At 60.8% G+C, this 19,896-nt stretch carries 21 protein-coding genes; 17 read left to right on the forward strand and 4 right to left on the reverse strand.

Annotated features, from left to right (window positions below; genetic code table 11):
• Positions 1 to 68: 68 nt before the first annotated feature.
• The 15 genes from N5D61_RS22785 to pdxB all read left to right on the forward strand — a co-directional run bounded on the left by N5D61_RS22785 (position 69) and on the right by pdxB (position 14,807).
• The gene (locus N5D61_RS22785) at positions 69 to 461 is read left to right on the forward strand and encodes a flagellar protein FlaG (protein WP_279894293.1); all 393 of its coding nucleotides are present in this window, start codon (positions 69 to 71) and stop codon (positions 459 to 461) included.
• A 78-nt stretch (positions 462 to 539) separates the two neighbouring features.
• Positions 540 to 1,970, forward strand: coding sequence for a flagellar filament capping protein FliD (gene fliD / locus N5D61_RS22790; protein ID WP_279894294.1), 1,431 nt, complete (start codon positions 540 to 542; stop codon positions 1,968 to 1,970).
• A gap of 120 nt (positions 1,971 to 2,090) precedes the next feature.
• Positions 2,091 to 2,486, forward strand: a complete 396-nt coding sequence (gene fliS / locus N5D61_RS22795; RefSeq protein WP_108240114.1) for a flagellar export chaperone FliS — start codon at positions 2,091 to 2,093, stop codon at positions 2,484 to 2,486.
• Between the two features lie 10 nt (positions 2,487 to 2,496).
• On the forward strand, positions 2,497 to 2,793 hold the full coding sequence (locus N5D61_RS22800) for a flagellar protein FliT (RefSeq protein WP_108240115.1): 297 nt from the start codon (positions 2,497 to 2,499) through the stop codon (positions 2,791 to 2,793).
• 170 nt (positions 2,794 to 2,963) lie between these two features.
• Complete coding sequence (fleQ, locus tag N5D61_RS22805) at positions 2,964 to 4,439, forward strand: transcriptional regulator FleQ (protein ID WP_108240116.1); 1,476 nt, start codon at positions 2,964 to 2,966, stop codon at positions 4,437 to 4,439.
• Positions 4,440 to 4,580: 141 nt separating this feature from the next.
• Complete coding sequence (locus N5D61_RS22810) at positions 4,581 to 5,792, forward strand: ATP-binding protein (protein ID WP_279894296.1); 1,212 nt, start codon at positions 4,581 to 4,583, stop codon at positions 5,790 to 5,792.
• Positions 5,789 to 7,216 carry a sigma-54 dependent transcriptional regulator gene (locus N5D61_RS22815; RefSeq protein ID WP_108240118.1) on the forward strand — a complete coding sequence of 476 codons (1,428 nt, stop codon included), beginning with the start codon at positions 5,789 to 5,791 and terminating at the stop codon, positions 7,214 to 7,216. The genes N5D61_RS22810 and N5D61_RS22815 overlap by 4 nt, the downstream gene beginning before the upstream one ends.
• A 259-nt stretch (positions 7,217 to 7,475) precedes the next feature.
• Positions 7,476 to 7,805, forward strand: a complete 330-nt coding sequence (gene fliE, locus N5D61_RS22820) for a flagellar hook-basal body complex protein FliE (protein ID WP_108240119.1) — start codon at positions 7,476 to 7,478, stop codon at positions 7,803 to 7,805.
• A 14-nt stretch (positions 7,806 to 7,819) separates the two neighbouring features.
• Complete coding sequence (gene fliF / locus N5D61_RS22825; protein WP_279894297.1) at positions 7,820 to 9,598, forward strand: flagellar basal-body MS-ring/collar protein FliF; 1,779 nt, start codon at positions 7,820 to 7,822, stop codon at positions 9,596 to 9,598.
• Positions 9,591 to 10,610 (forward strand): flagellar motor switch protein FliG, encoded by a 1,020-nt coding sequence (gene fliG / locus N5D61_RS22830; protein ID WP_108240121.1) that lies wholly within the window; start codon positions 9,591 to 9,593, stop codon positions 10,608 to 10,610. The genes fliF and fliG overlap by 8 nt, the downstream gene beginning before the upstream one ends.
• Positions 10,611 to 10,623: 13 nt before the next feature.
• The gene (fliH, locus tag N5D61_RS22835; RefSeq protein ID WP_279894298.1) at positions 10,624 to 11,439 is read left to right on the forward strand and encodes a flagellar assembly protein FliH; all 816 of its coding nucleotides are present in this window, start codon (positions 10,624 to 10,626) and stop codon (positions 11,437 to 11,439) included.
• Complete coding sequence (gene fliI / locus N5D61_RS22840; RefSeq protein WP_108240169.1) at positions 11,429 to 12,787, forward strand: flagellar protein export ATPase FliI; 1,359 nt, start codon at positions 11,429 to 11,431, stop codon at positions 12,785 to 12,787. The genes fliH and fliI overlap by 11 nt, the downstream gene beginning before the upstream one ends.
• A gap of 6 nt (positions 12,788 to 12,793) precedes the next feature.
• Entirely contained in the window at positions 12,794 to 13,243 is a 450-nt protein-coding gene (fliJ, locus tag N5D61_RS22845) for a flagellar export protein FliJ (RefSeq protein ID WP_108240123.1), read from the forward strand.
• 88 nt (positions 13,244 to 13,331) lie between these two features.
• Positions 13,332 to 13,586: a sulfurtransferase TusA gene (tusA, locus tag N5D61_RS22850; protein WP_279894299.1), complete on the forward strand. Its 255-nt coding sequence runs from the start codon at positions 13,332 to 13,334 to the stop codon at positions 13,584 to 13,586.
• Between the two features lie 78 nt (positions 13,587 to 13,664).
• The gene (gene pdxB / locus N5D61_RS22855) at positions 13,665 to 14,807 is read left to right on the forward strand and encodes a 4-phosphoerythronate dehydrogenase PdxB (protein WP_279894300.1); all 1,143 of its coding nucleotides are present in this window, start codon (positions 13,665 to 13,667) and stop codon (positions 14,805 to 14,807) included.
• Between the two features lie 145 nt (positions 14,808 to 14,952).
• On the opposite strand, the gene N5D61_RS22860 is transcribed toward pdxB, so the two are convergent.
• Positions 14,953 to 15,129: a PA1571 family protein gene (locus N5D61_RS22860; protein WP_177411129.1), complete on the reverse strand. Its 177-nt coding sequence runs from the start codon at positions 15,127 to 15,129 to the stop codon at positions 14,953 to 14,955.
• Positions 15,130 to 15,557: 428 nt separating this feature from the next.
• On the opposite strand from N5D61_RS22860, the gene N5D61_RS22865 reads away from it, so the two are divergent.
• Positions 15,558 to 17,333: an ABC transporter transmembrane domain-containing protein gene (locus N5D61_RS22865; protein WP_279894301.1), complete on the forward strand. Its 1,776-nt coding sequence runs from the start codon at positions 15,558 to 15,560 to the stop codon at positions 17,331 to 17,333.
• Between the two features lie 98 nt (positions 17,334 to 17,431).
• On the opposite strand, the gene N5D61_RS22870 is transcribed toward N5D61_RS22865, so the two are convergent.
• Both N5D61_RS22870 and N5D61_RS22875 read right to left on the reverse strand, forming a co-directional pair.
• Positions 17,432 to 17,719: a pyrimidine/purine nucleoside phosphorylase gene (locus tag N5D61_RS22870; protein ID WP_279894302.1), complete on the reverse strand. Its 288-nt coding sequence runs from the start codon at positions 17,717 to 17,719 to the stop codon at positions 17,432 to 17,434.
• Positions 17,720 to 17,806: 87 nt separating this feature from the next.
• The gene (locus N5D61_RS22875; RefSeq protein ID WP_279894303.1) at positions 17,807 to 18,349 is read right to left on the reverse strand and encodes an exonuclease domain-containing protein; all 543 of its coding nucleotides are present in this window, start codon (positions 18,347 to 18,349) and stop codon (positions 17,807 to 17,809) included.
• A gap of 446 nt (positions 18,350 to 18,795) precedes the next feature.
• On the opposite strand from N5D61_RS22875, the gene N5D61_RS22880 reads away from it, so the two are divergent.
• The gene (locus N5D61_RS22880) at positions 18,796 to 19,626 is read left to right on the forward strand and encodes an amino acid ABC transporter substrate-binding protein (protein WP_108240130.1); all 831 of its coding nucleotides are present in this window, start codon (positions 18,796 to 18,798) and stop codon (positions 19,624 to 19,626) included.
• A gap of 48 nt (positions 19,627 to 19,674) precedes the next feature.
• On the opposite strand, the gene N5D61_RS22885 is transcribed toward N5D61_RS22880, so the two are convergent.
• Positions 19,675 to 19,842 (reverse strand): DUF2897 family protein, encoded by a 168-nt coding sequence (locus tag N5D61_RS22885; RefSeq protein WP_108240131.1) that lies wholly within the window; start codon positions 19,840 to 19,842, stop codon positions 19,675 to 19,677.
• Positions 19,843 to 19,896 lie beyond the last annotated feature (54 nt).

Below are 19,896 nucleotides of genomic sequence, written 5' to 3' on the forward strand. Positions count from 1 at the left end.
CGGGTCGAGTTTTGGCGGGGGAGTGTGCTTGCGTGCTCTCCCGCTTTTTACTTTGAGAGGTTGAAGACATGGACATAAGCACCCGATTGAACATGGCTTACCCCACGGTGCAGTCGCTGCCCCCTGTGTCTGCTCCTGTCCCGGACAGGCAAGCGGTGAAGCCTCAAGTCGTCAACGAAGCGGCTGCCTCGGCAGATGCGGACACGGCGAAGAGTAAAAACTCTGACGAAGACAAGAACTCGAAACAGTTGCAAGCTGCCGTCAAGGAAATGGAAAAGTTTTTTCAGTCGGTCCGCCGCAACCTGGAATTCTCGATCGACGAGGGCTCCGGCCAAGTGGTCGTAAAAGTGATTGCCACTGAAACGGGCGAAGTCGTGCGGCAGTTGCCGTCCGCCGAAGCGCTGAAGATCGCCGACAGTCTGAAAAATGCAAACAGCCTGTTGTTCGACGCAAAAGTTTAACTGGCATGAAACGTGAACGCGGTTCTCTTGAACTGTCGTTGAGTCAAAAGACCGGCTTAAAACCGAAAGGAGATGTAGATGGCTAGCCCAATTACCCCATCAACCGGCCTCGGATCGGGCCTTGCGATCGGTGACATCGTCACGGCGCTGGTCAACTCCGACAAGCTGGCCAAACAGACGCAAATCACGACCCAGACCAAGCTGGTGACCACCAAGCTGTCCGGGATTGGTACGTTGAAGAGCGCGATGTCTGCGTTCCAGACTGCGCTGACCAATCTGGGCAAGAAGGATGCACCGTCTTTTTCCGGCTATGCCGCCAAGTCTTCGGATGCCACCAAGCTGACCGTAACGTCGGATAACTCCGCCGTGCCCGGTACCTACGCAATCAACGTCAGCAAGCTGGCTACCAGTTCCAGCGTTGCCAGTGGTGCCTTTACCGACGGGCCCACCAGTGCCATTCCGAGTGGGAACCTGACCCTCACTCAAAATGGCATTAACACCAGCATCACCATTCCGGATGGCGCCACCTTGGCGTCCGTCGCCAAGCAGGTCAACGCCACGACCCAGGATTCAGGGCTCAGCGCCAGCATCATCACCGACGACAAGGGCTCGCGGCTGGTGTTCAACTCCACCAAAACCGGCGCGGGTTCGGACATCACCGCCACCAGTGACGTGGCGCAGTTCAACATCGCTGCCGATGCCAAGCTCGACCCCAACGACGTGAACAGCGCCGGCTACGTCAGTGCCAAGGCAGACAGTGCCTCCCTCACCATCAATGGGCTGACAGTCACCAGTGCCAGCAACACCATCGACAAGAGCCTGGGTGGCGTGTCCATGACGTTGCTGGCCACAGGCACTTCGACGGTGACTGTCGCGACGAACAACGATGGTTTGAAAGCTTCGCTGCAGACCTTCATCGACGCCTACAACAACGTCGTCAAAGCCGTGACGTCGGTGACCAAGGCCACCATCAGCGACACGCCCGACGCCACCACCGGCGCCACCGTGACGCCCGCCGCCCTGACAGGCGACGCATTGCCGCGTTCAATCCTCTCGGGCCTGCGTAACGAGCTGGTCACCACCGGCGCGGACGGTAACGTATCGGTACTGTCTCAGTTGGGCATCACCACCTCGCAGACTGACGGTACGCTGTCGCTGGACAGCACCAAGTTCGACAAGGCCATCAACACCCAAGGCCTGGCGGGTGACGTGCAGCAGTTGTTCACTGGCACCGGTGACGGCAAGAACGGCTTGCTGGCTCGGATGACAGCGGCGATCACGCCCTACACCCAGACCGGTGGGATCTTCGATACCCGGACTGCGAGCCTGAACAAGCAGCAGACCAACCTGACCAATGAACAGACGGCGCTGGACTTGCGGGTCACCAACCTGACCGCAACGCTGACCGCCAAATACAACGCAATGGACCTGATTGTCGGGCAACTGAAGGCCTCGGCCACCAGCATCACCTCGTTCTTCGAATCGTTGAACGCCCAGCAAAGCGGTTGATGAATCATCGATTACCAGGACCCGGCCAGAGTGCCGGGTTTTTGGCATCTGGACTTAAAGTTCCCAATCCCGGTGCCGATAGCCTGAACATAGACACTTCAAGATGTGTGAGGTAATGAAATGAACCGGATGGCAGCCCTTCGGCAGTATCAGAAGGTCAATTCCCACGCCCAGACTGCCGTGGCCACGCCGCATCGTCTGGTGCAAATGCTGATGGAAGCCGGGCTGGATCGCATCGCTCAGGCCAAGGGCGCGATCGCGCGCAAAGACGTCGCCGCTAAAGGCGTGCTGATCGGCAAGGCCATCGAAATCGTCGGCGGCTTGCGTGAGGGCCTGGACATGGAGAAGCAAGCCGAAGCGCTGGCGCATGTCGACAATCTTTATGTGTACATGATGAAACGCCTGGCAGAGGCCAACATCAAGACCGATCCCAGAATTCTCGACGAAGTGGCCCAACTGTTGACTACAGTCAAAGAAGGTTGGGACGCGATCGGCGATCAGCAACCCGCGCTCTAAGGAGAACACCATGAGTGCTGCACTCAAGCGAATCGAAGAAACCCGCGAAGCGTTGGTCGACGCCCTCGCCGAGCGCGACTGGATTGCCATCAGCAAACTGGATCTGGCGTGTCGCGCCTGTGTCGACGAAGTCATCCGTGAGGCGAACGACGATGAGCCTGAGCTACGCAGCAACCTGGAGGAGCTGCTGGGGGTTTATCGGCAGATGATTGACATTGCGGTGGGCGAACGTCAGGCAATAGTCGAAGAAATGACGCAAATCCAGCGAGCGCAAAACGCTGCAAAGGTTTACCATCTGTTCGGTTGACGTTTGGTTGATCGAAAAAAATTGTGCGCCATAAAATTGACTGTGTACGGTTTTTTGACTTAACTAGTGATGTTCACTAATTTCTGGCTGTTGTGGCGTCTCTGCGGACCTTGCAAAGCCAAGCTTGCCCCCCGATTGGGCATCGAGTTGACTAGGGAAGTTGCTATTGCATGTGGCGTGAAATCAAGATTCTGCTGATCGATGACGATAGCCAGCGCCGCCGCGACATGGCGGTGATTCTGAACTTTCTCGGTGATGAGAACCTGTCTTGCTCCAGCACGGACTGGCAGCAGGTCGTCGGCGCTCTGGCGTCCACTCGAGAAGTGCTTTGCGTGCTGGTGGGTTCCGTCAATGCACCGGGCAGCCTCCAAGGGCTGCTTAAGACCATCGCTGCCTGGGATGAGTTCCTTCCTGTTTTGCTGATGGGCGAAAATTCTTCTGCCGAACTGGCAGAAGATCTGCGTCGGCGGGTGTTGTCCACCGTCGAGATGCCGCCCAGCTACAGCAAGCTGCTGGATTCCCTGCATCGGGCTCAGGTCTATCGCGAGATGTACGATCAGGCCCGCGAGCGCGGCCGTCAGCGCGAACCGAATCTGTTCCGCAGCCTGGTGGGCACCAGTCGTGCCATCCAGCACGTGCGCCAGATGATGCAGCAGGTGGCCGACACCGACGCCAGTGTGTTGATCCTGGGCGAATCGGGCACCGGCAAGGAAGTCGTGGCGCGCAACCTTCATTACCATTCCAAACGCCGTGACGCGCCATTCGTGCCGGTGAACTGTGGCGCCATTCCTGCCGAACTGCTGGAAAGCGAACTGTTCGGCCACGAGAAAGGGGCGTTCACCGGAGCGATCACCAGCCGTGCCGGGCGTTTCGAACTGGCCAACGGCGGCACGCTGTTCCTCGATGAAATTGGCGACATGCCTCTGCCGATGCAGGTCAAGTTGCTGCGCGTGCTGCAAGAGCGGACGTTCGAGCGTGTGGGCAGCAACAAGACCCAGAGCGTCGACGTGCGCATCATTGCCGCGACCCACAAGAATCTTGAAGACATGATTGGCACCGGTGGCTTCCGTGAAGACCTGTATTACCGGCTCAACGTCTTCCCGATCGAGATGGCGCCGCTGCGCGAACGAGTCGAAGACATTCCACTGCTGATGAACGAGTTGATCTCGCGCATGGAGCATGAAAAGCGCGGTTCGATCCGTTTCAACTCGGCCGCCATCATGTCGCTGTGTCGTCACGGCTGGCCGGGCAACGTCCGCGAGCTGGCCAATCTGGTGGAGCGCATGGCGATCATGCACCCCTACGGCGTGATTGGTGTCGCGGAACTGCCGAAGAAATTCCGCTACGTCGACGACGAAGACGAGCAAATGGTGGACAGCCTTCGCAGCGACCTGGAAGAGCGCGTCGCCATCAATGGCCATACGCCGAACTTCGCCAATGGCGCGATGTTGCCGCCGGAAGGGCTGGACCTCAAGGATTACCTGGGGGGGCTGGAGCAGGGGTTGATTCAACAGGCGTTGGACGATGCCAACGGTATTGTTGCCCGTGCAGCCGAGCGTTTGCGTATCCGCCGTACGACCCTGGTGGAGAAGATGCGCAAGTACGGCATGAGCCGCCGCGACGGTGACGACCAGCTCGAAGACTGACGCAGGTTTGACGCGCCAAAAGAGAAACCGCTGATTTTTCAGCGGTTTTTTTTTCGGCACGGGGATTGCTAAAGCTCTTGGAACCTACCGTTTACTGACGGTACGCCACGCGAGAGATGAACTATGCCCCAGGCCGCTCAGATGTCCTCCGAACCTGTCTTGCCGTCCGGTTTGCAGGTGCAGCCATCCCCTGAAGTCGAGAGTCGACAAGGGCTGCAGCAGGCGTTTGCCCTGTTCAATCAGATGTCCACGCAGTTGACGGACTCCTACAGCTTGCTGGAAGCGCGGGTCACGGAGCTGAAAGGCGAGTTGGCCGTCGTCAGTGCGCAACGCATGCAGGAACTGGCTGAGAAAGAGCGGCTGGCCAATCGTCTGCAGAATCTGCTCGACCTGCTGCCCGGTGGCGTCATCGTGATCGATGGAACCGGCACCGTCCGCGAGGCCAACCCGGCGGCCATCGATCTGCTCGGCGAGCCGCTGATCGGGATGCTCTGGCGTCACGTCATCGCCCGCTGTTTTGCGCCGCGGGAGGATGACGGTCATGAGATTTCCTTGAAGGATGGTCGCCGCCTGTCCATTTCCACCCGCTCGCTCGATGCCGAGCCCGGGCAGTTGGTGCTGCTTAATGACCTGACCGAAACCCGCCATCTGCAGAGTCAGTTGGCGCGCCACGAACGCTTGTCGTCGCTCGGTCGTATGGTCGCGTCGCTGGCCCATCAGATTCGCACCCCGTTGTCGGCCGCCATGATTTACGCCAGTCATCTGACAGAGCAAGCGTTGAACGTGGAGACCCAGCAACGTTTCGCCGGTCGCCTCAAAGAGCGCCTCCATGAACTGGAGCATCAAGTGCGTGACATGCTGGTGTTCGCTCGGGGGGAGTTGCCGCTGACCGACCGGGTCACGCCTTGCTCGCTGGTCGAGGCCTTGAAGGCAGCGGCCCAGACCCACGTGCGGGATGCGCGCGTGCGCTGGCAGTGCGACAGTCATCAGGGCGAACTGCTGTGCAACCGGGACACGCTGGTGGGCGCGCTGCTCAACCTGATCGAGAATGCCGTGCAGGCCAGTTCGGGCACTGCCCGCATTAAAATTCACGCCTATTCCCGCGGTGACACCTTGCGCCTGTGCATCAGTGACAGCGGCCCTGGCATCGACGCCGCTGCGCTGGCACGGATCGGCGAGCCGTTCTTCACCACCAAGCCCACCGGTACCGGTCTTGGACTGGCGGTGGTCACTGCGGTCGCCAGGGCGCATCAAGGGCAGGTGCATTTCCGTTCGCGCCCGGGACGTGGCACTTGCGCCATGGTGTCCCTGCCGCTGGTCCCCGGCGTCGGCATTGCGAGGAATGCGTTATGACGATCAAGGTATTGCTGGTCGAAGATGACCACTCATTGCGTGAAGCGCTGGGCGAAACGCTGGAGCTGGCCGGGCATGACTACCTCGCCGTGGGGTCCGCCGAGGAGGCGTTGCTCGCCGCCGCCGATGCGGCATTCAACCTGGTGATCAGTGACGTCAACATGCCCGGCATGGATGGCCACCAACTATTGGCCCAACTGCGCAGCCGGTACCCGCATTTGCCAGTGCTGCTGATGACCGCCCATGGGGCAGTGGATCGCGCGGTCGAAGCAATGCGGCAGGGGGCCGCCGATTACCTGGTCAAACCGTTCGAGCCCAAGGCCTTGCTGGCGCTGGTGGCTCGACATGCCTTGGGACGTCTTACGCCCTCCGACGGGGAAGGGCCGGTTGCGGTCGAGCCCGCCAGCCTGCAATTGTTGAATCTTGCGGCGCGTGTGGCCAAAAGCGATTCGACGGTGCTGATTTCCGGTGAGTCCGGGACCGGCAAGGAAGTCCTGGCGCGCTTCATCCACCAACAGTCACCACGGGCAGGCGGACCGTTCATCGCCATCAACTGCGCGGCGATTCCGGACAACATGCTCGAGGCCACGTTGTTCGGGCACGAAAAGGGATCGTTCACCGGTGCCATCGCTGCCCAGGCGGGCAAGTTCGAGCAGGCCGAGGGGGGCACCCTGCTGCTCGACGAAATCTCGGAAATGCCCATGGGGCTGCAGGCCAAATTGCTGCGCGTGCTTCAGGAGCGGGAAGTGGAGCGGGTCGGGGCGCGCAAGCCTATAGCGCTCGACATTCGCGTGTTGGCCACCACCAACCGCGACCTCGCGGGAGAGGTGGCGGCTGGGCGCTTCCGCGAGGATTTGTATTATCGCCTGTCAGTGTTTCCGCTGGCCTGGCATCCCCTGCGCCAACGCCCCGGCGATATTCTGCCGTTGGCTCAGCGGCTGCTGACCAAGCATGTCAATAAAATGAAGCACGCCCCTGTGCGGCTGTCGGCCGAAGCACAAGCGTGCTTGGTGGGTTACAGCTGGCCTGGCAATGTCCGGGAACTGGATAACGCCGTTCAGCGCGCATTGATTCTGCAGCAAGGCGGTGTGATTCAAGCCGAGGATTTCTGTCTGGCCGGACCGCTGGGCTTTGCCTCAATGCCTGCGTCCGCCACCACGGCTCAGGTTTCACCGACGCTGCCGTCGGCACAGAGCTTCACCGAATCGTCGTTGGAAACGCCTGCTTCCGAACCTGCCGGCGCACTGGGCGAGGACCTGCGCCGTCGGGAATTTCAGCTGATCATCGATACCCTCCGTGCCGAGCGCGGTCGCCGCAAGGAAGCCGCCGAACGCCTTGGCATCAGCCCGCGGACCTTGCGCTACAAACTGGCGCAGATGCGCGACGCGGGCATGGATGTGGAGGGTTATCTGTTCGCCAGTTGATCGCTGCAAGCGATCGAATCCTCAAGCGTGAGCTCGCCACGATGCAACCCGTCAGATGCCTGCGCGGCGGCTGTTCGGTAGCGAGAGTGGGCGCTGTCGCGCGCCCCTGTGTTCATGTCGCATGCCCTTCGTGCTAACACGCCAATACTTTAATGAAAAGGTGGCACTGTGCCGCTATTGGTCTGGCACCGTTGTTGCTACTACATGGATAACCGCTGAATCGGTGTCAAAAATTTGCGGCCTTTTTGAGAGAGAAGTCATGAGCCAAGGTGTTGAATTTAATCGCTTGATGTTGGACATGCGTGCCATGCAGATGGACGCCATGGCCATGCCCAAGGCTGTGAACGCTCCCGAGCAGACCGGTGCAACGAGCTTTTCCGACATGCTCGGTATGGCTGTCAATAAAGTGAACGATACCCAACAGGCGTCGAACCAGTTGTCGACGGCTTTTGAAATGGGCAAGAGCGGTGTTGACCTCACGGACGTGATGATTGCCTCGCAGAAAGCCAGCGTTTCGTTTCAGGCGCTGACCCAGGTACGCAACAAGCTGGTTCAGGCGTACCAAGACATCATGCAAATGCCGGTTTGAGGACGATTTAAGTCATGGCTGAAGCCGTCGCCGATAACGTGCCTGCCAAAGCGGGCGCGACAGGAAGCAAGCCGCCGATGTTCGGTCTGGCGTTCCTGCAAAATCTTTCCGAGATGACCATGCTGCGTCAGGTCGGCCTCATGGTCGGTCTGGCTGCCAGCGTGGCGATTGGTTTTGCCGTCGTGCTTTGGTCGCAGCAGCCGGATTACAAGCCGCTGTATGGCAGCCTGTCCGGCATGGACACCAAGCAGGTGATGGACACCCTGGCGCAGGCCGACATCCCTTACACCGTAGAGCCGAATTCCGGCGCGCTGCTGGTCAAATCCGACGACCTCGCCCGCGCCCGCATCAAATTGGCCGGCGCCGGTATCGCCCAGAGCGATGGCAATGTCGGGTTCGAGATTCTGGACAAGGATCAAGGCCTGGGCACCAGCCAATTCATGGAAGCCACCCGCTACCGTCGTGGCCTGGAAGGCGAACTGGCGCGCACCATTTCCTCGTTGAACAACATCAAGGCCGCCCGCGTTCACTTGGCGATTCCGAAAAGCTCGGTGTTCGTCCGCGACGACCGCAAGCCAAGTGCATCCGTGCTGGTTGAGCTGTATGCCGGTCGCAGCCTGGAGCCGGGCCAGGTCATGGCCATTATCAACCTGGTCGCGACCAGCGTGCCTGAACTGACCAAGTCCCAGGTCACCGTGGTCGATCAGAAAGGCAACCTGCTGTCCGATCAGGCGGAAAACTCCGAGCTGACCATGGCAGGCAAACAATTCGACTACACCCGTCGCATGGAAAGCATGCTGACCCAGCGCGTGCAGAATATCCTGCAACCGGTGTTGGGCAACGACCGCTACAAGGCCGAAGTGTCGGCGGATGTCGATTTCAGTGCCGTGGAGTCGACTGCCGAAAGCTTCAACCCTGACCAGCCTGCGCTGCGCAGCGAACAGACCACCACCGAGCAACGCTCCAGCAGCAGCGGTCCGCAAGGCGTGCCCGGGGCTTTGAGCAACCAGCCGCCAGGCCCGGCCACTGCGCCGCAAACCACCGGCGCCGGTGCGGCTGGCGCTGCCGGTCCCGTCGCGCCGGGTCAGCCGTTGCTCGATGCCAACGGTCAACAGATCATGGACCCGGCCACTGGCCAGCCGATGCTCGCGCCGTACCCATCGGACAAGCGCAACCAGTCGACCAAGAACTTCGAGCTGGACCGTTCCATCAGCCACACCAAACAGCAGCAGGGCAAGATCAATCGCCTATCGGTTGCGGTAGTGGTGGACGACCAGGTCAAGGTCAACCCGGCCAACGGCGAAACCACAACCGTTCCGTGGACCGCCGAACAACTGGCACGTTTCACTCGGCTGGTGCAGGACGCCGTCGGCTTCGATGCCGCCCGCGGCGACAGCGTGAGCGTGATCAACGTGCCATTCTCCACCGACCGTGGCGAAGTGATTCCGGACATCCCGTTCTATTCGCAGCCTTGGTTCTGGGACATCGTCAAACAGGCGATGGGTGTGATCTTCATCCTGGTGCTGGTGTTCGGCGTGCTGCGTCCGGTGCTGAACAACATCACCAACCCGAAAAGCAAACAGGTGGACGGTGACGTCGAGCTCGGCGGCATGGTCGGCATGGACGGCGAATTGGCCAACGACCGCGTGAGCCTTGGCGGTCCGCAAAGCATTCTGTTGCCGAGCCCGAGCGAGGGTTATGACGCGCAGCTCAACGCAATCAAGGGCCTGGTGGCTGAAGACCCGGCACGTGTGGCTCAGGTCGTAAAAGAGTGGATCAACACAGATGAGTGATAATCGTGCTGCTGCGGTCAAACTGACCCGCGTTGACAAGGCTGCGATCCTGCTCCTCACCCTGGGTGAGACTGACGCGGCGCAAGTGTTGCGCCACATGGGCCCCAAGGAGGTCCAGCGCGTCGGTGTGGCCATGGCGCAGATGCGCAATGTGCACCGCGAACAGGTCGAGCAGGTGATGAGCGAGTTCGTCGACGTCATCGGCGACCAGACCGGCGTGGGCATCGGCTCCGATGGCTACATTCGCAAAATGCTGACCCAGGCCCTGGGTGAGGACAAAGCCAACGGCCTGATCGACCGCATCCTGCTGGGAGGCAATACCAGTGGTCTGGACAGCCTCAAGTGGATGGAACCGCGTGCTGTCGCGGACGTCATCCGCTATGAGCACCCGCAGATCCAGGCCATCGTCGTGGCGTACCTCGACGCGGACCAGGCAGGTGAAGTGCTGAGCCATTTCGACCACAAGGTGCGTCTGGACATCATCCTGCGCGTCTCGTCGTTGAACACGGTCCAGCCAGCGGCCTTGAAAGAATTGAACCAGATCCTGGAGAAGCAGTTCTCGGGCAACGCCAACACATCGCGTACCACCCTGGGTGGCATCAAGCGTGCCGCGGACATCATGAACTTCCTCGACAGTTCGATCGAAGGCCAGCTCATGGACTCCATCCGCGAAGTGGACGAAGACCTGTCGACGCAGATCGAAGACCTCATGTTCGTCTTCAACAACCTGTCCGACGTCGACGACCGCGGCATCCAGGCATTGCTGCGCGAAGTCTCTTCCGATGTGTTGGTGCTGGCGCTCAAGGGCTCCGACGACGCCATCAAGGAAAAGATTTTCAAGAACATGTCCAAACGTGCCGCCGAACTGCTGCGCGACGACCTCGAAGCCAAAGGCCCCGTGCGGGTCAGCGACGTGGAAGCTGCACAGAAAGAGATCCTCACCATTGCCCGTCGTATGGCGGAGGCCGGGGAAATCGTTCTCGGCGGCAAAGGTGGCGAGGAAATGATTTAAGAGTAGGTAGTCGATGTTCAGCTCCGATAAAGAACCACCCAGCGAGCTCATCAGGGCCAAGGATCTGCGCGGGATCGACGTCTGGACATTGCCCAGTTTCGATCCTCACGTGGAGCCGGAACCCGAGCCTGAGGTCGAAGAGCCGGAACCTGCCGAAAGCGAAGAAGTCCCGCTGGAAGAAGTGCAGCCGCTCACCCTCGAAGAACTGGAGAGCATCCGTCAGGACGCCTACAACGAAGGGTTTGCCATCGGCGAAAAAGAGGGCTTCCACAGCACCCAGCTCAAGGTACGCCAAGAGGCCGAGGTTGCCTTGACTGCCAAGCTGGAAAGCCTCGAAACCCTGATGAGTCATCTGTTCGAGCCCATTGCCGATCAGGACGCGCAGATTGAGAAATCCGTGATCCAACTGGTCGAGCACCTGGCGCGAGAAGTGATTCAGCGCGAGCTCAAGACCGATTCCAGTCAGATCGGCAAAGTCCTGCAGGATGCACTGCGCCTGTTGCCGATGGGCGCCAATAACGTCCGCATCCTGGTCAATTCGCAGGACTTCGCACAGGTCAAGGCGCTGCGTGACCGCCATGAAGAAAACTGGCGCATTCTCGAAGACGACACCCTGCAGCCGGGCGGTTGCCGGGTGGAAACGGAGCACAGCCGTATCGACGCTTCGGTGGAAACCCGCTTGAGCGTGGCCATCGCCAAAATGTTCGATCAGCTCCACGAGCAGGCGCTGCATCCGGCCATCCCAGATGTGAGTGTCGACCTGGAAGCGGCGATCAAGAGCGCCGAAAGCGCGCTGAACAAATCATCGGATGCGTCCGATGCGTCTTGAACGCACCAGCTTCGGCAAGCGGCTGAGCACTTACCCCGACGCCATCCGCCTACCGGTGCAACCGGTGGTGGAGGGGCGCTTGTTGCGCATGGTCGGTTTGACCCTCGAAGCCGAAGGCCTGCGGGCCGCCATGGGCAGCCGTTGTGTGGTGATCAACGATGACAGCCACCACCCGGTGGAGGTCGAAGCCGAGGTCATGGGGTTCGCGGGGGGCAAGGTCTTCCTGATGCCCGTTGGCAGCGTCGCCGGCATCGCGCCAGGTGCTCGCGTGGTGCCGCTGCCGGACACTGGCCGCTTGCCCATGGGCATGACCATGCTGGGGCGGGTGCTTGACGGTGCCGGTCGCCCGTTGGACGGCAAAGGCGGCATGAAAGCCGAAGACTGGGTGCCGCTGGACGGCCCGACCATCAACCCGCTCAAGCGCGACCCCATTAGCCAGCCGCTGGATGTGGGTATTCGCTGCATCAACGGTTTACTGACGGTCGGCCGGGGCCAGCGTCTGGGCCTGTTCGCCGGTACCGGCGTAGGTAAATCCGTTCTGTTGGGCATGATGACCCGCTTCACCGAGGCCGACATCATCGTCGTCGGGCTGATCGGCGAGCGGGGGCGTGAGGTGAAGGAATTCATCGAGCACATTCTGGGTGAGGAAGGCCTCAAGCGCTCGGTAGTGGTGGCCTCGCCAGCGGACGACGCACCGTTGATGCGCTTGCGGGCGGCCATGTATTGCACCCGGATCGCCGAATATTTTCGCGACAAGGGCAAGAACGTTCTGTTGCTCATGGATTCGTTGACCCGTTTTGCCCAGGCCCAGCGGGAGATCGCGTTAGCCATTGGCGAGCCGCCGGCCACCAAGGGTTACCCGCCGTCCGTGTTTGCCAAACTGCCGAAACTGGTGGAGCGCGCCGGGAATGCGGAAAAGGGCGGTGGCTCGATCACGGCCTTCTACACGGTACTGTCCGAAGGCGACGACCAGCAGGACCCGATCGCCGACTCGGCGCGGGGCGTGCTCGACGGCCACATCGTGCTGTCCCGACGCCTGGCCGAGGAGGGGCATTACCCCGCCATCGACATCGAGGCCTCGATCAGTCGGGTCATGCCGTCTGTGGTCGATCCGCAGCACATGGTGCAGGCGCAGTATTTCAAGCAACTGTGGTCCCGCTATCAGCAGAGCCGTGACTTGATCAGCGTCGGTGCCTACGTCGCCGGTGGCGATCGCGAAACCGATCTGGCGATCAACCTGCAGCCTCAGCTCGTTCAATACCTGCGTCAGGGGTTGCATGACAATGAGAGCATGCAGAGCAGCGAGGCCCAACTGGCGAAGATCTTCAACCCTCAAGGCGGGGGTTGATAAGCCATGGCGCAGACCCGTGCTGGCCGCCTGGCGCCCGTGGTGGACATGGCCGAGAAGGCCGAGAAGACCGCTGCGCAGCGTCTGGGGCATTTCCAGGGTCAGGTCCGGCTGGCCGAAAGCAAGCTGGCGGAATTGGAAAAGTTTCGCAGTGACTACCAGCAGCAGTGGATCGACAAAGGCACTCACGGGGTGTCGGGGCAATGGTTGATGAATTACCAGCGCTTCCTGAACCAGCTGGAGACGGCCGTCAGTCAACAGCGGCAAAGCCTCAATTGGCACCAGAACAACCTCAACAAAGCCCGTGGCGAATGGCAGAAGGCCTACGCGCGGGTCGAAGGCTTGCGCAAGCTGGTGCAGCGCTATATCGATGAAGCGCGCGCCGTGGAAGACAAGCGCGAACAAAAGCTCCTGGACGAGCTGTCCCAGCGTTTGCCTCGCCACGAAGCCTTTTGACGTGCTTCGCGCGCCTACCGCGTTCCGGGTAGCGATTGGCGCGTGCGCTCAATTGAGCGACAATGCCCGCCAGTTTCCGGAGTGCCTCATGACTGATTCCATCGAAAGCCTTGCCGTTGACGCCGTTCTCGACGCCACGGGCCTCAACTGCCCCGAACCCGTGATGATGCTGCACCAGAAGGTGCGAGACCTTCCCGCAGGCGGGCTGCTCAAGGTCATCGCCACGGACCCGTCGACCCAGCGCGATATTCCCAAATTCTGTGTCTTTCTCGATCACGAACTGGTCGACAAACAGGCAGCGGAGGGGGTTTACCTCTACTGGATTCGCAAGAAGCTCGCCTGAATCGCTCGCGCCATCCGCCTCGGCACTGGCTCCCGCCTGCGTCAACGCCTACACTGCCGCGACTTCAGGGAGCCCACCATGCGCATAGTTGCTGACGAAAACATTCCACTGCTCGACGCGTTCTTTTCCGGCTTTGGCGATATTCGCCGCTATCCGGGGCGGACCCTGGACCGCCAGGCGGTGGCCGACGCCGACGTGCTGTTGGTGCGCTCGGTCACCCCGGTCAATCGGGCGCTGCTGGAAGGCTCGTCGGTGCGCTTCGTCGGCACCTGCACCATCGGCACCGATCACCTGGACCTCGGTTACTTGCATGAAGCCGGCATTCAATGGTCCAGCGCACCTGGCTGCAATGCTCGTGGCGTCGTGGATTACGTGCTTGGCAGCCTGTTGACCCTTGCTGAAATCGAAGGCGTCGAACTCGGTCAGCGTACCTACGGAGTGATCGGCGCCGGCCAGGTCGGGGGACGCCTGATCACGGTGTTGCGGGGGCTGGGCTGGAACGTGCTGGTGTGCGATCCGCCGCGCCAGGCCACAGAGGGCGGCGACTTCGTCAGTCTCGAAGAGATCATTGCCCGCTGCGACGTCATCAGTCTGCACACCCCCCTGAGCAAGGGCGGTGATCTGCCGACCTGGCACCTGTTCGACGACGCGCGCCTGCGGCAACTCAGGCGAGGGACCTGGCTGATCAATGCCGCCCGTGGGCCGATCGTGGACAACAGGGCGCTGCGCGAGGTCCTGCTGGACCGCGAAGACCTGCAAGCCGTGCTGGATGTCTGGGAAGAGGAACCGACCGTCGATCCGGCGCTGGCCGAGTTGTGCGTCATCGGTACGCCGCACATTGCCGGGTACAGCCTGGACGGTCGCCAGCGCGGTACCGAGCAGATCTACCAGGCGCTGTGTGCGTACCTTGGGCAGTCGCCGACGATCCGCCTCGAAGCACTGCTCCCTCGTCCATGGCTGGCGCAGGTTTGGCTCGACGCCGCGACCGACCCGACCTGGGCACTGAACATGCTTTGTCGCGGGGTCTACGATCCGCGCCGGGACGATGCGGACTTTCGTCGCAGCCTCGTCGGCGACCTCGCGACTCAACGTCAGGCCTTCGACGCCTTGCGCAAACAATACCCGCCGCGCCGGGAGATCGAGGGGCTGCGGGTAAAGGTGGAGGGCGACGCGCAGGCTTTGCGTCGGATCGTGCACGCCCTGGGCGCTCGTACGGTTTGACGAGTGCCGGTATTCCGGCGCAGGCGCTGACCTTGTCGCAAGAGACGTCCCCGTGCACCGCCCGCGCCGAAGATGGAAGGTGCGGGAGAAGCGAGCGGCCATAAAAAACCCGGCGCGCGGGCCGGGTTTCAAGTGAATCTGTTCATCAGTCTTGTTTTTCAGGTGTGACCCAGTACTTTTCGCATTCCTGACACGCGGCCTGAACCATTTCTTCAGTAATCAGGATCTGATTGCCGTGCTCATCGAGAATGGCACCGCCCAGTTGGGACTCGGGCTGGGGCCGTACGACGGCTTCTTGATTGCTGCTATTGTGCAAGCTCATGGCCTGTCTCCTCATCAGGTTGTGCGCTTCAATCTACCCACGCTTGATGAATGCGCCGTGACTTCCCTGGACGCGTCAAGCGCTCTTACAGTCCAACAGAAGAGGGGGTGAATCGCTACCCCGCCGTTAGACCGTTCCACTCTAACCGTCCCTTGCTAGGCTCTATATGAAAAGCCTTGATACTTGGCGATGCTGCGTTGAACCCAGCCTCCGAAGGCTCATTTACAGCCTGTAAACTCCGCTTCCTCGGCTGTTTTCGCCTTGCCTTACCTTCGCTTCAAAACGTTTCATACAGACCCTAAGGTCATAACAGGTGGACACACTGTACCTGACCGGTCGGGTACTCCCGAGTTCATCGCGAGACGACGAGCGCACCGGCGGAGGACGGTGTAGGCTCTGGCCCTCGACTCGTCTTGCAGGTGCATTTCATGGCTTCATTGTTTTCCGGACGGCAGCGCCATGCCATTCGGCTGGCGTCGCGTCTGATCGCACCGTACCGCAAACAGGCTGTCGGCGCGCTGTTGGCACTGATCGTAACAGCGGCCATTACCTTGTCGATGGGGCAGGGCATTCGGTTGATGGTGGACCAAGGGTTTCTGACCCGATCTCCGACATTGCTCAACCAGAGCATCGCGCTGTTCATGGCATTGGTGCTCGCGCTGGCGGTGGGCACGTTCACGCGCTTCTATCTGGTGTCATGGATTGGCGAGCGGGTGGTGGCGGATCTGCGCAAAGAAGTGTTCGATCACTTGGTCAGCCTGCACCCCGGTTTTTACGAGCGCAACCGCAGCTCGGAAATTCAGTCGCGCCTGACGGCCGATACCACGCTGCTGCAGTCGGTGATCGGATCGTCGCTGTCGATGTTCCTGCGCAATGTGCTGATGGTGATCGGCGGGGTCATTCTGCTGTTCTTCACCAACCCCAAGCTGACCAGTATCGTTGTGGTGGCATTGCCGCTGGTGGTGGCGCCGATCCTGATATTCGGACGCCGGGTCCGCAGCCTTTCGCGGGAAAGCCAGGACCGGGTCGCCGACGTGGGCAGTTATGTTTCCGAAGCGCTCGGTCAGATCAAGACTGTCCAGGCCTACAACCACCAAGAACAGGACCGCCTGCGTTTCGCGCTGACGGCTGAAGGCGCGTTCGACACGGCGCGCAAACGTATCCTTCAACGCTCCTGGTTGATCACCGTGGTCATCGTGCTGGTTCTTGGCGCCGTGGGGGTGATGCTCTGGGTCGGTGGCATGGATGTGATCGCCGGGCGCATCACGGGCGGCGAGCTGGCCGCCTTCGTGTTTTACAGCCTTATCGTGGGCAGTGCGTTTGGCACCCTCAGTGAAGTCATCGGTGAACTGCAGCGCGCGGCGGGGGCTGCCGAACGCATCACCGAGCTGTTGCAGGCCCGCAGCGACATCACGCCGCCGATCGATGGCAGACTTGCGCTGCCTGAGCGCGTCAGCGGCCGGCTGGCGCTGGAAGGCATCCACTTCGCTTATCCATCGAGACCCGAGCGGCCGGCCATCGACGGGCTCAGCCTGACCATCGAGGCGGGAGAAACCCTTGCGTTGGTCGGGCCTTCCGGAGCCGGAAAATCGACGCTGTTCGACTTGTTGCTGCGTTTCTACGACCCGCAGCGCGGAAGTGTGCTGATCGACGGAATCCCTGCCGACCGCCTTGACCCGCTGGATCTGCGCCGCTGTTTTGCCTGGGTTTCGCAGACGCCTGCGCTGTTCTTCGGCACCGTCGAGGACAACATCCGCTATGGCAACCCCCAAGCCACCGAGGAGCAGGTCGTGGCAGCGGCGCACATTGCACACGCCCATGAATTCATCGAGCGGTTACCGCAGGGGTACCAGACGCACCTGGGCGACGGCGGCATGGGGTTGTCGGGGGGACAGCGGCAACGCTTGGCGATTGCGCGAGCGGTGCTGACCGATGCGCCCATCCTCCTGTTGGACGAAGCGACCAGCGCCCTGGATGCGCAAAGCGAACACTTGATCCAGCAGGCCTTGCCCACGTTGATGAAGGGGCGTACCACGCTGGTCATCGCGCATCGTCTGGCCACGGTGCAGAACGCGGACCGGATCGCCGTGATGGATCAGGGCAAGCTGATGGCCGTGGGGACCCACGCGCAACTGATCGCCAGCAATCCGCTGTATGCGCGGCTGGCGGCGTTGCAATTCAATGCAGGAGGGGGTGAGCGCTGAACGATGAAGGAGAGGGCTTGCTCGCGTTGACAGGCTGACGCAGGTGCGTCGAGACCCGTGGCGAGCAAGCCAGATGTGGCGCGGCCTTTCAGTCCGGATCAGTCCTTGCGGTACTCGCACAGGTAGGCGGTTTCCACGCTGACTTCCAGATCGAACTTGCTGTTCGCCGGAACACGGAACTGATCGCCAGCGGTGAAGGTTTCCCAATCCGCCGCGCCTGGCAGCAGCACCTTCAGCGAGCCGGAAACGATGTGCATGATTTCCCGGTCAGCGGTTCCGAAATTGTATTTCCCCGGCGCCATGACACCGATGGTCGCCGGACCCTCGGCCTGCTGGAAAGCGATGGACTTCACGGTGCCGTCGAAATACTCGTTGACCTTGAACATGGCAGATCTCCTTGGAAGGGCTGAAAAAGGTCGGACAGTATGCCCAACGGACAAAAGACCGTCATCCGCTTTCATGAAGGCGTCTTGTCAGCCTGGCATCACCAGCGGGAGCAAGCGTGCGGTATTTCTTGCATCGTTCAAGGCGCGGTGTTGCTGCCCGTTGAAGTGCATGCCCGCCAGTTGCAATGCCGTGTTGAGGCCACAAGGCTTTTGCAGTTGGCGGGCGTGAGCGAAGCGCTGTTTGAGATTGATGTGCGGCAAGGTGCTCAGCTCGCTGATCACATCATGCTGCTGCCACGCTTGTTCGAACTGATGGCGATCGTAATCCCCCCAACTGACCCAGCCCACCAGTCGGGACCGGTGATGGCTCATCCAGCGCTCGAACTGTGGCCAGATCGTCGCAAGGGGCTGTGCGCCGTCGATCTGGCTTTGCTGGATATGGGTCAACTCGCGGCAGAAGGGCGTCAATTGGGGCCTGCGCATCGGACGGACGAAGCGCTCGAAGTGATCGACTTCCCGACCCTCCGAGTTGACCACGCAGGCGCCAATTTCAATGATTTCCATCTCTGCCACCGGCCAGCCGCCTTCTTCGGTGGTGGCCTCCAGGTCTATCACCAACCAATGGGGCATCTCGAACTCCAATTTCTTAACCCGTGGCACCGACATGCAGCGTAGCCATATTCAGGCGCACCCGTCCAACGGGCGTTGCGCTTCCTCGCTGCAGATGTCCGCTCAGGCCATAGGGCGGCGTTTCATCGGACAGAGCGGCGGATGCCGATCAAGTCCTTGCTTGCCGATGGCCCGCGCCTTAAATTGCGGCGCGGACGTTGCACTGACGCCTACGCGATCCAGTGCTCACTTCTTCGTGCAGCAAGTCAGGAAGAGCGAATTGCATTTCGGCCATTTTCCGGACGATAAGTGCGCGCTCATGCTGGGGAACACAGATAGCGCTGTCTTCATCCGAGCCATCAGGGAGAGAATCAAACGGCGGATGTTGCGTTGATTTGACCGTTGTCTAATTGTCCGCGAACGCATAATTTAAGCGTTCGTCTATTCGCCAGAGGTGCCTTGTCTTGATGTCCACACCGGTGCGGATGGCTTTGAATACGCTGCTGCTGACGAGCTTCGGGCTTGCGGCGTGGCAGGCGAGTGCGGCGCAGGTGGTGCGCATTGGGGCGGCCCATTTTCCGCCCTATACGATTCGCCCCGAGCGCGGCGAAGACACCGGTCTGCTGCCTCAGATGGTGGAGGCGCTCAATGCCATGCAGAGCGACTATCACTTCGAAATGGTCCCGACATCGATTCCTCGTCGCTTTCGCGACTTCCAGCAGCAGCGTTTCGATATGGCCATTTTCGAGAACCCGGGCTGGGGGTGGAGAGACATTCCTCACGAAGATGTGGACATGGGCCTGGAAGATGCGGAGATCTTCGTCGCTCACCGTATCGCGGGACGTACCCAAGGCTATTTCGATGATTTGAAAGGCAAGCGCCTGGCGCTGTTCAGTGGTTATCACTACGCGTTCGCCGGCTTCAATGCCGATCCCAAGTTTCTGGCCGAGCAGTACAACGCAACGCTGACCTATTCCCACGACAGTAATCTGGCGATGGTGCTGCGGGACCGGGCTGACATCGCCCTGGTTACCCGCTCGTACCTGAGCACGTTCATCGCCGCCAACCCGCAGGATGCGCCGCAGTTTCTGGTCTCGGATCGGGTGGATCAGGTTTACCGCCATTTTGCCCTGCTGCGCCCCAATGCACCGATTTCCGGTGAGAAGTTCGGCGATCTCTTGCGCCAACTGCGGGAGAACGGGCAGATGTTCAAGATTTTCCAGCCCTTTCGCATTGCGGTGACGCCGCAAGCCAACCATCACGCGGTTGCACTGGATGAAGGGGAGAGCCGGGAATAGAAGGAATCAAGGGAGGCGGGCGACCGAGCTGGTCGCCCGCAGAAAGGATCAGCGATCGCGCGCTTCCTTGGCATCCATCTCGGCGTTGCGTTCGTGGACGCGTCGAAGTTGTTCTTCAGTCAGGGGCAGTTTCTTCGCTGAGTCCTTGAGCATCAGCAAACCGCCGACGATCGAGCCGATTGCAATGACCAGAATTAACCAGGCGTACCAGGGCATGGTGGCGCTCTCCTTCTTGTGATATCGCTTTGAGCCACGCCGCAGCGCAGTGGT

The sequence above is a fragment of the Pseudomonas sp. GD03842 genome (assembly GCF_029841165.1).
GTDB lineage: Bacteria > Pseudomonadota > Gammaproteobacteria > Pseudomonadales > Pseudomonadaceae > Aquipseudomonas.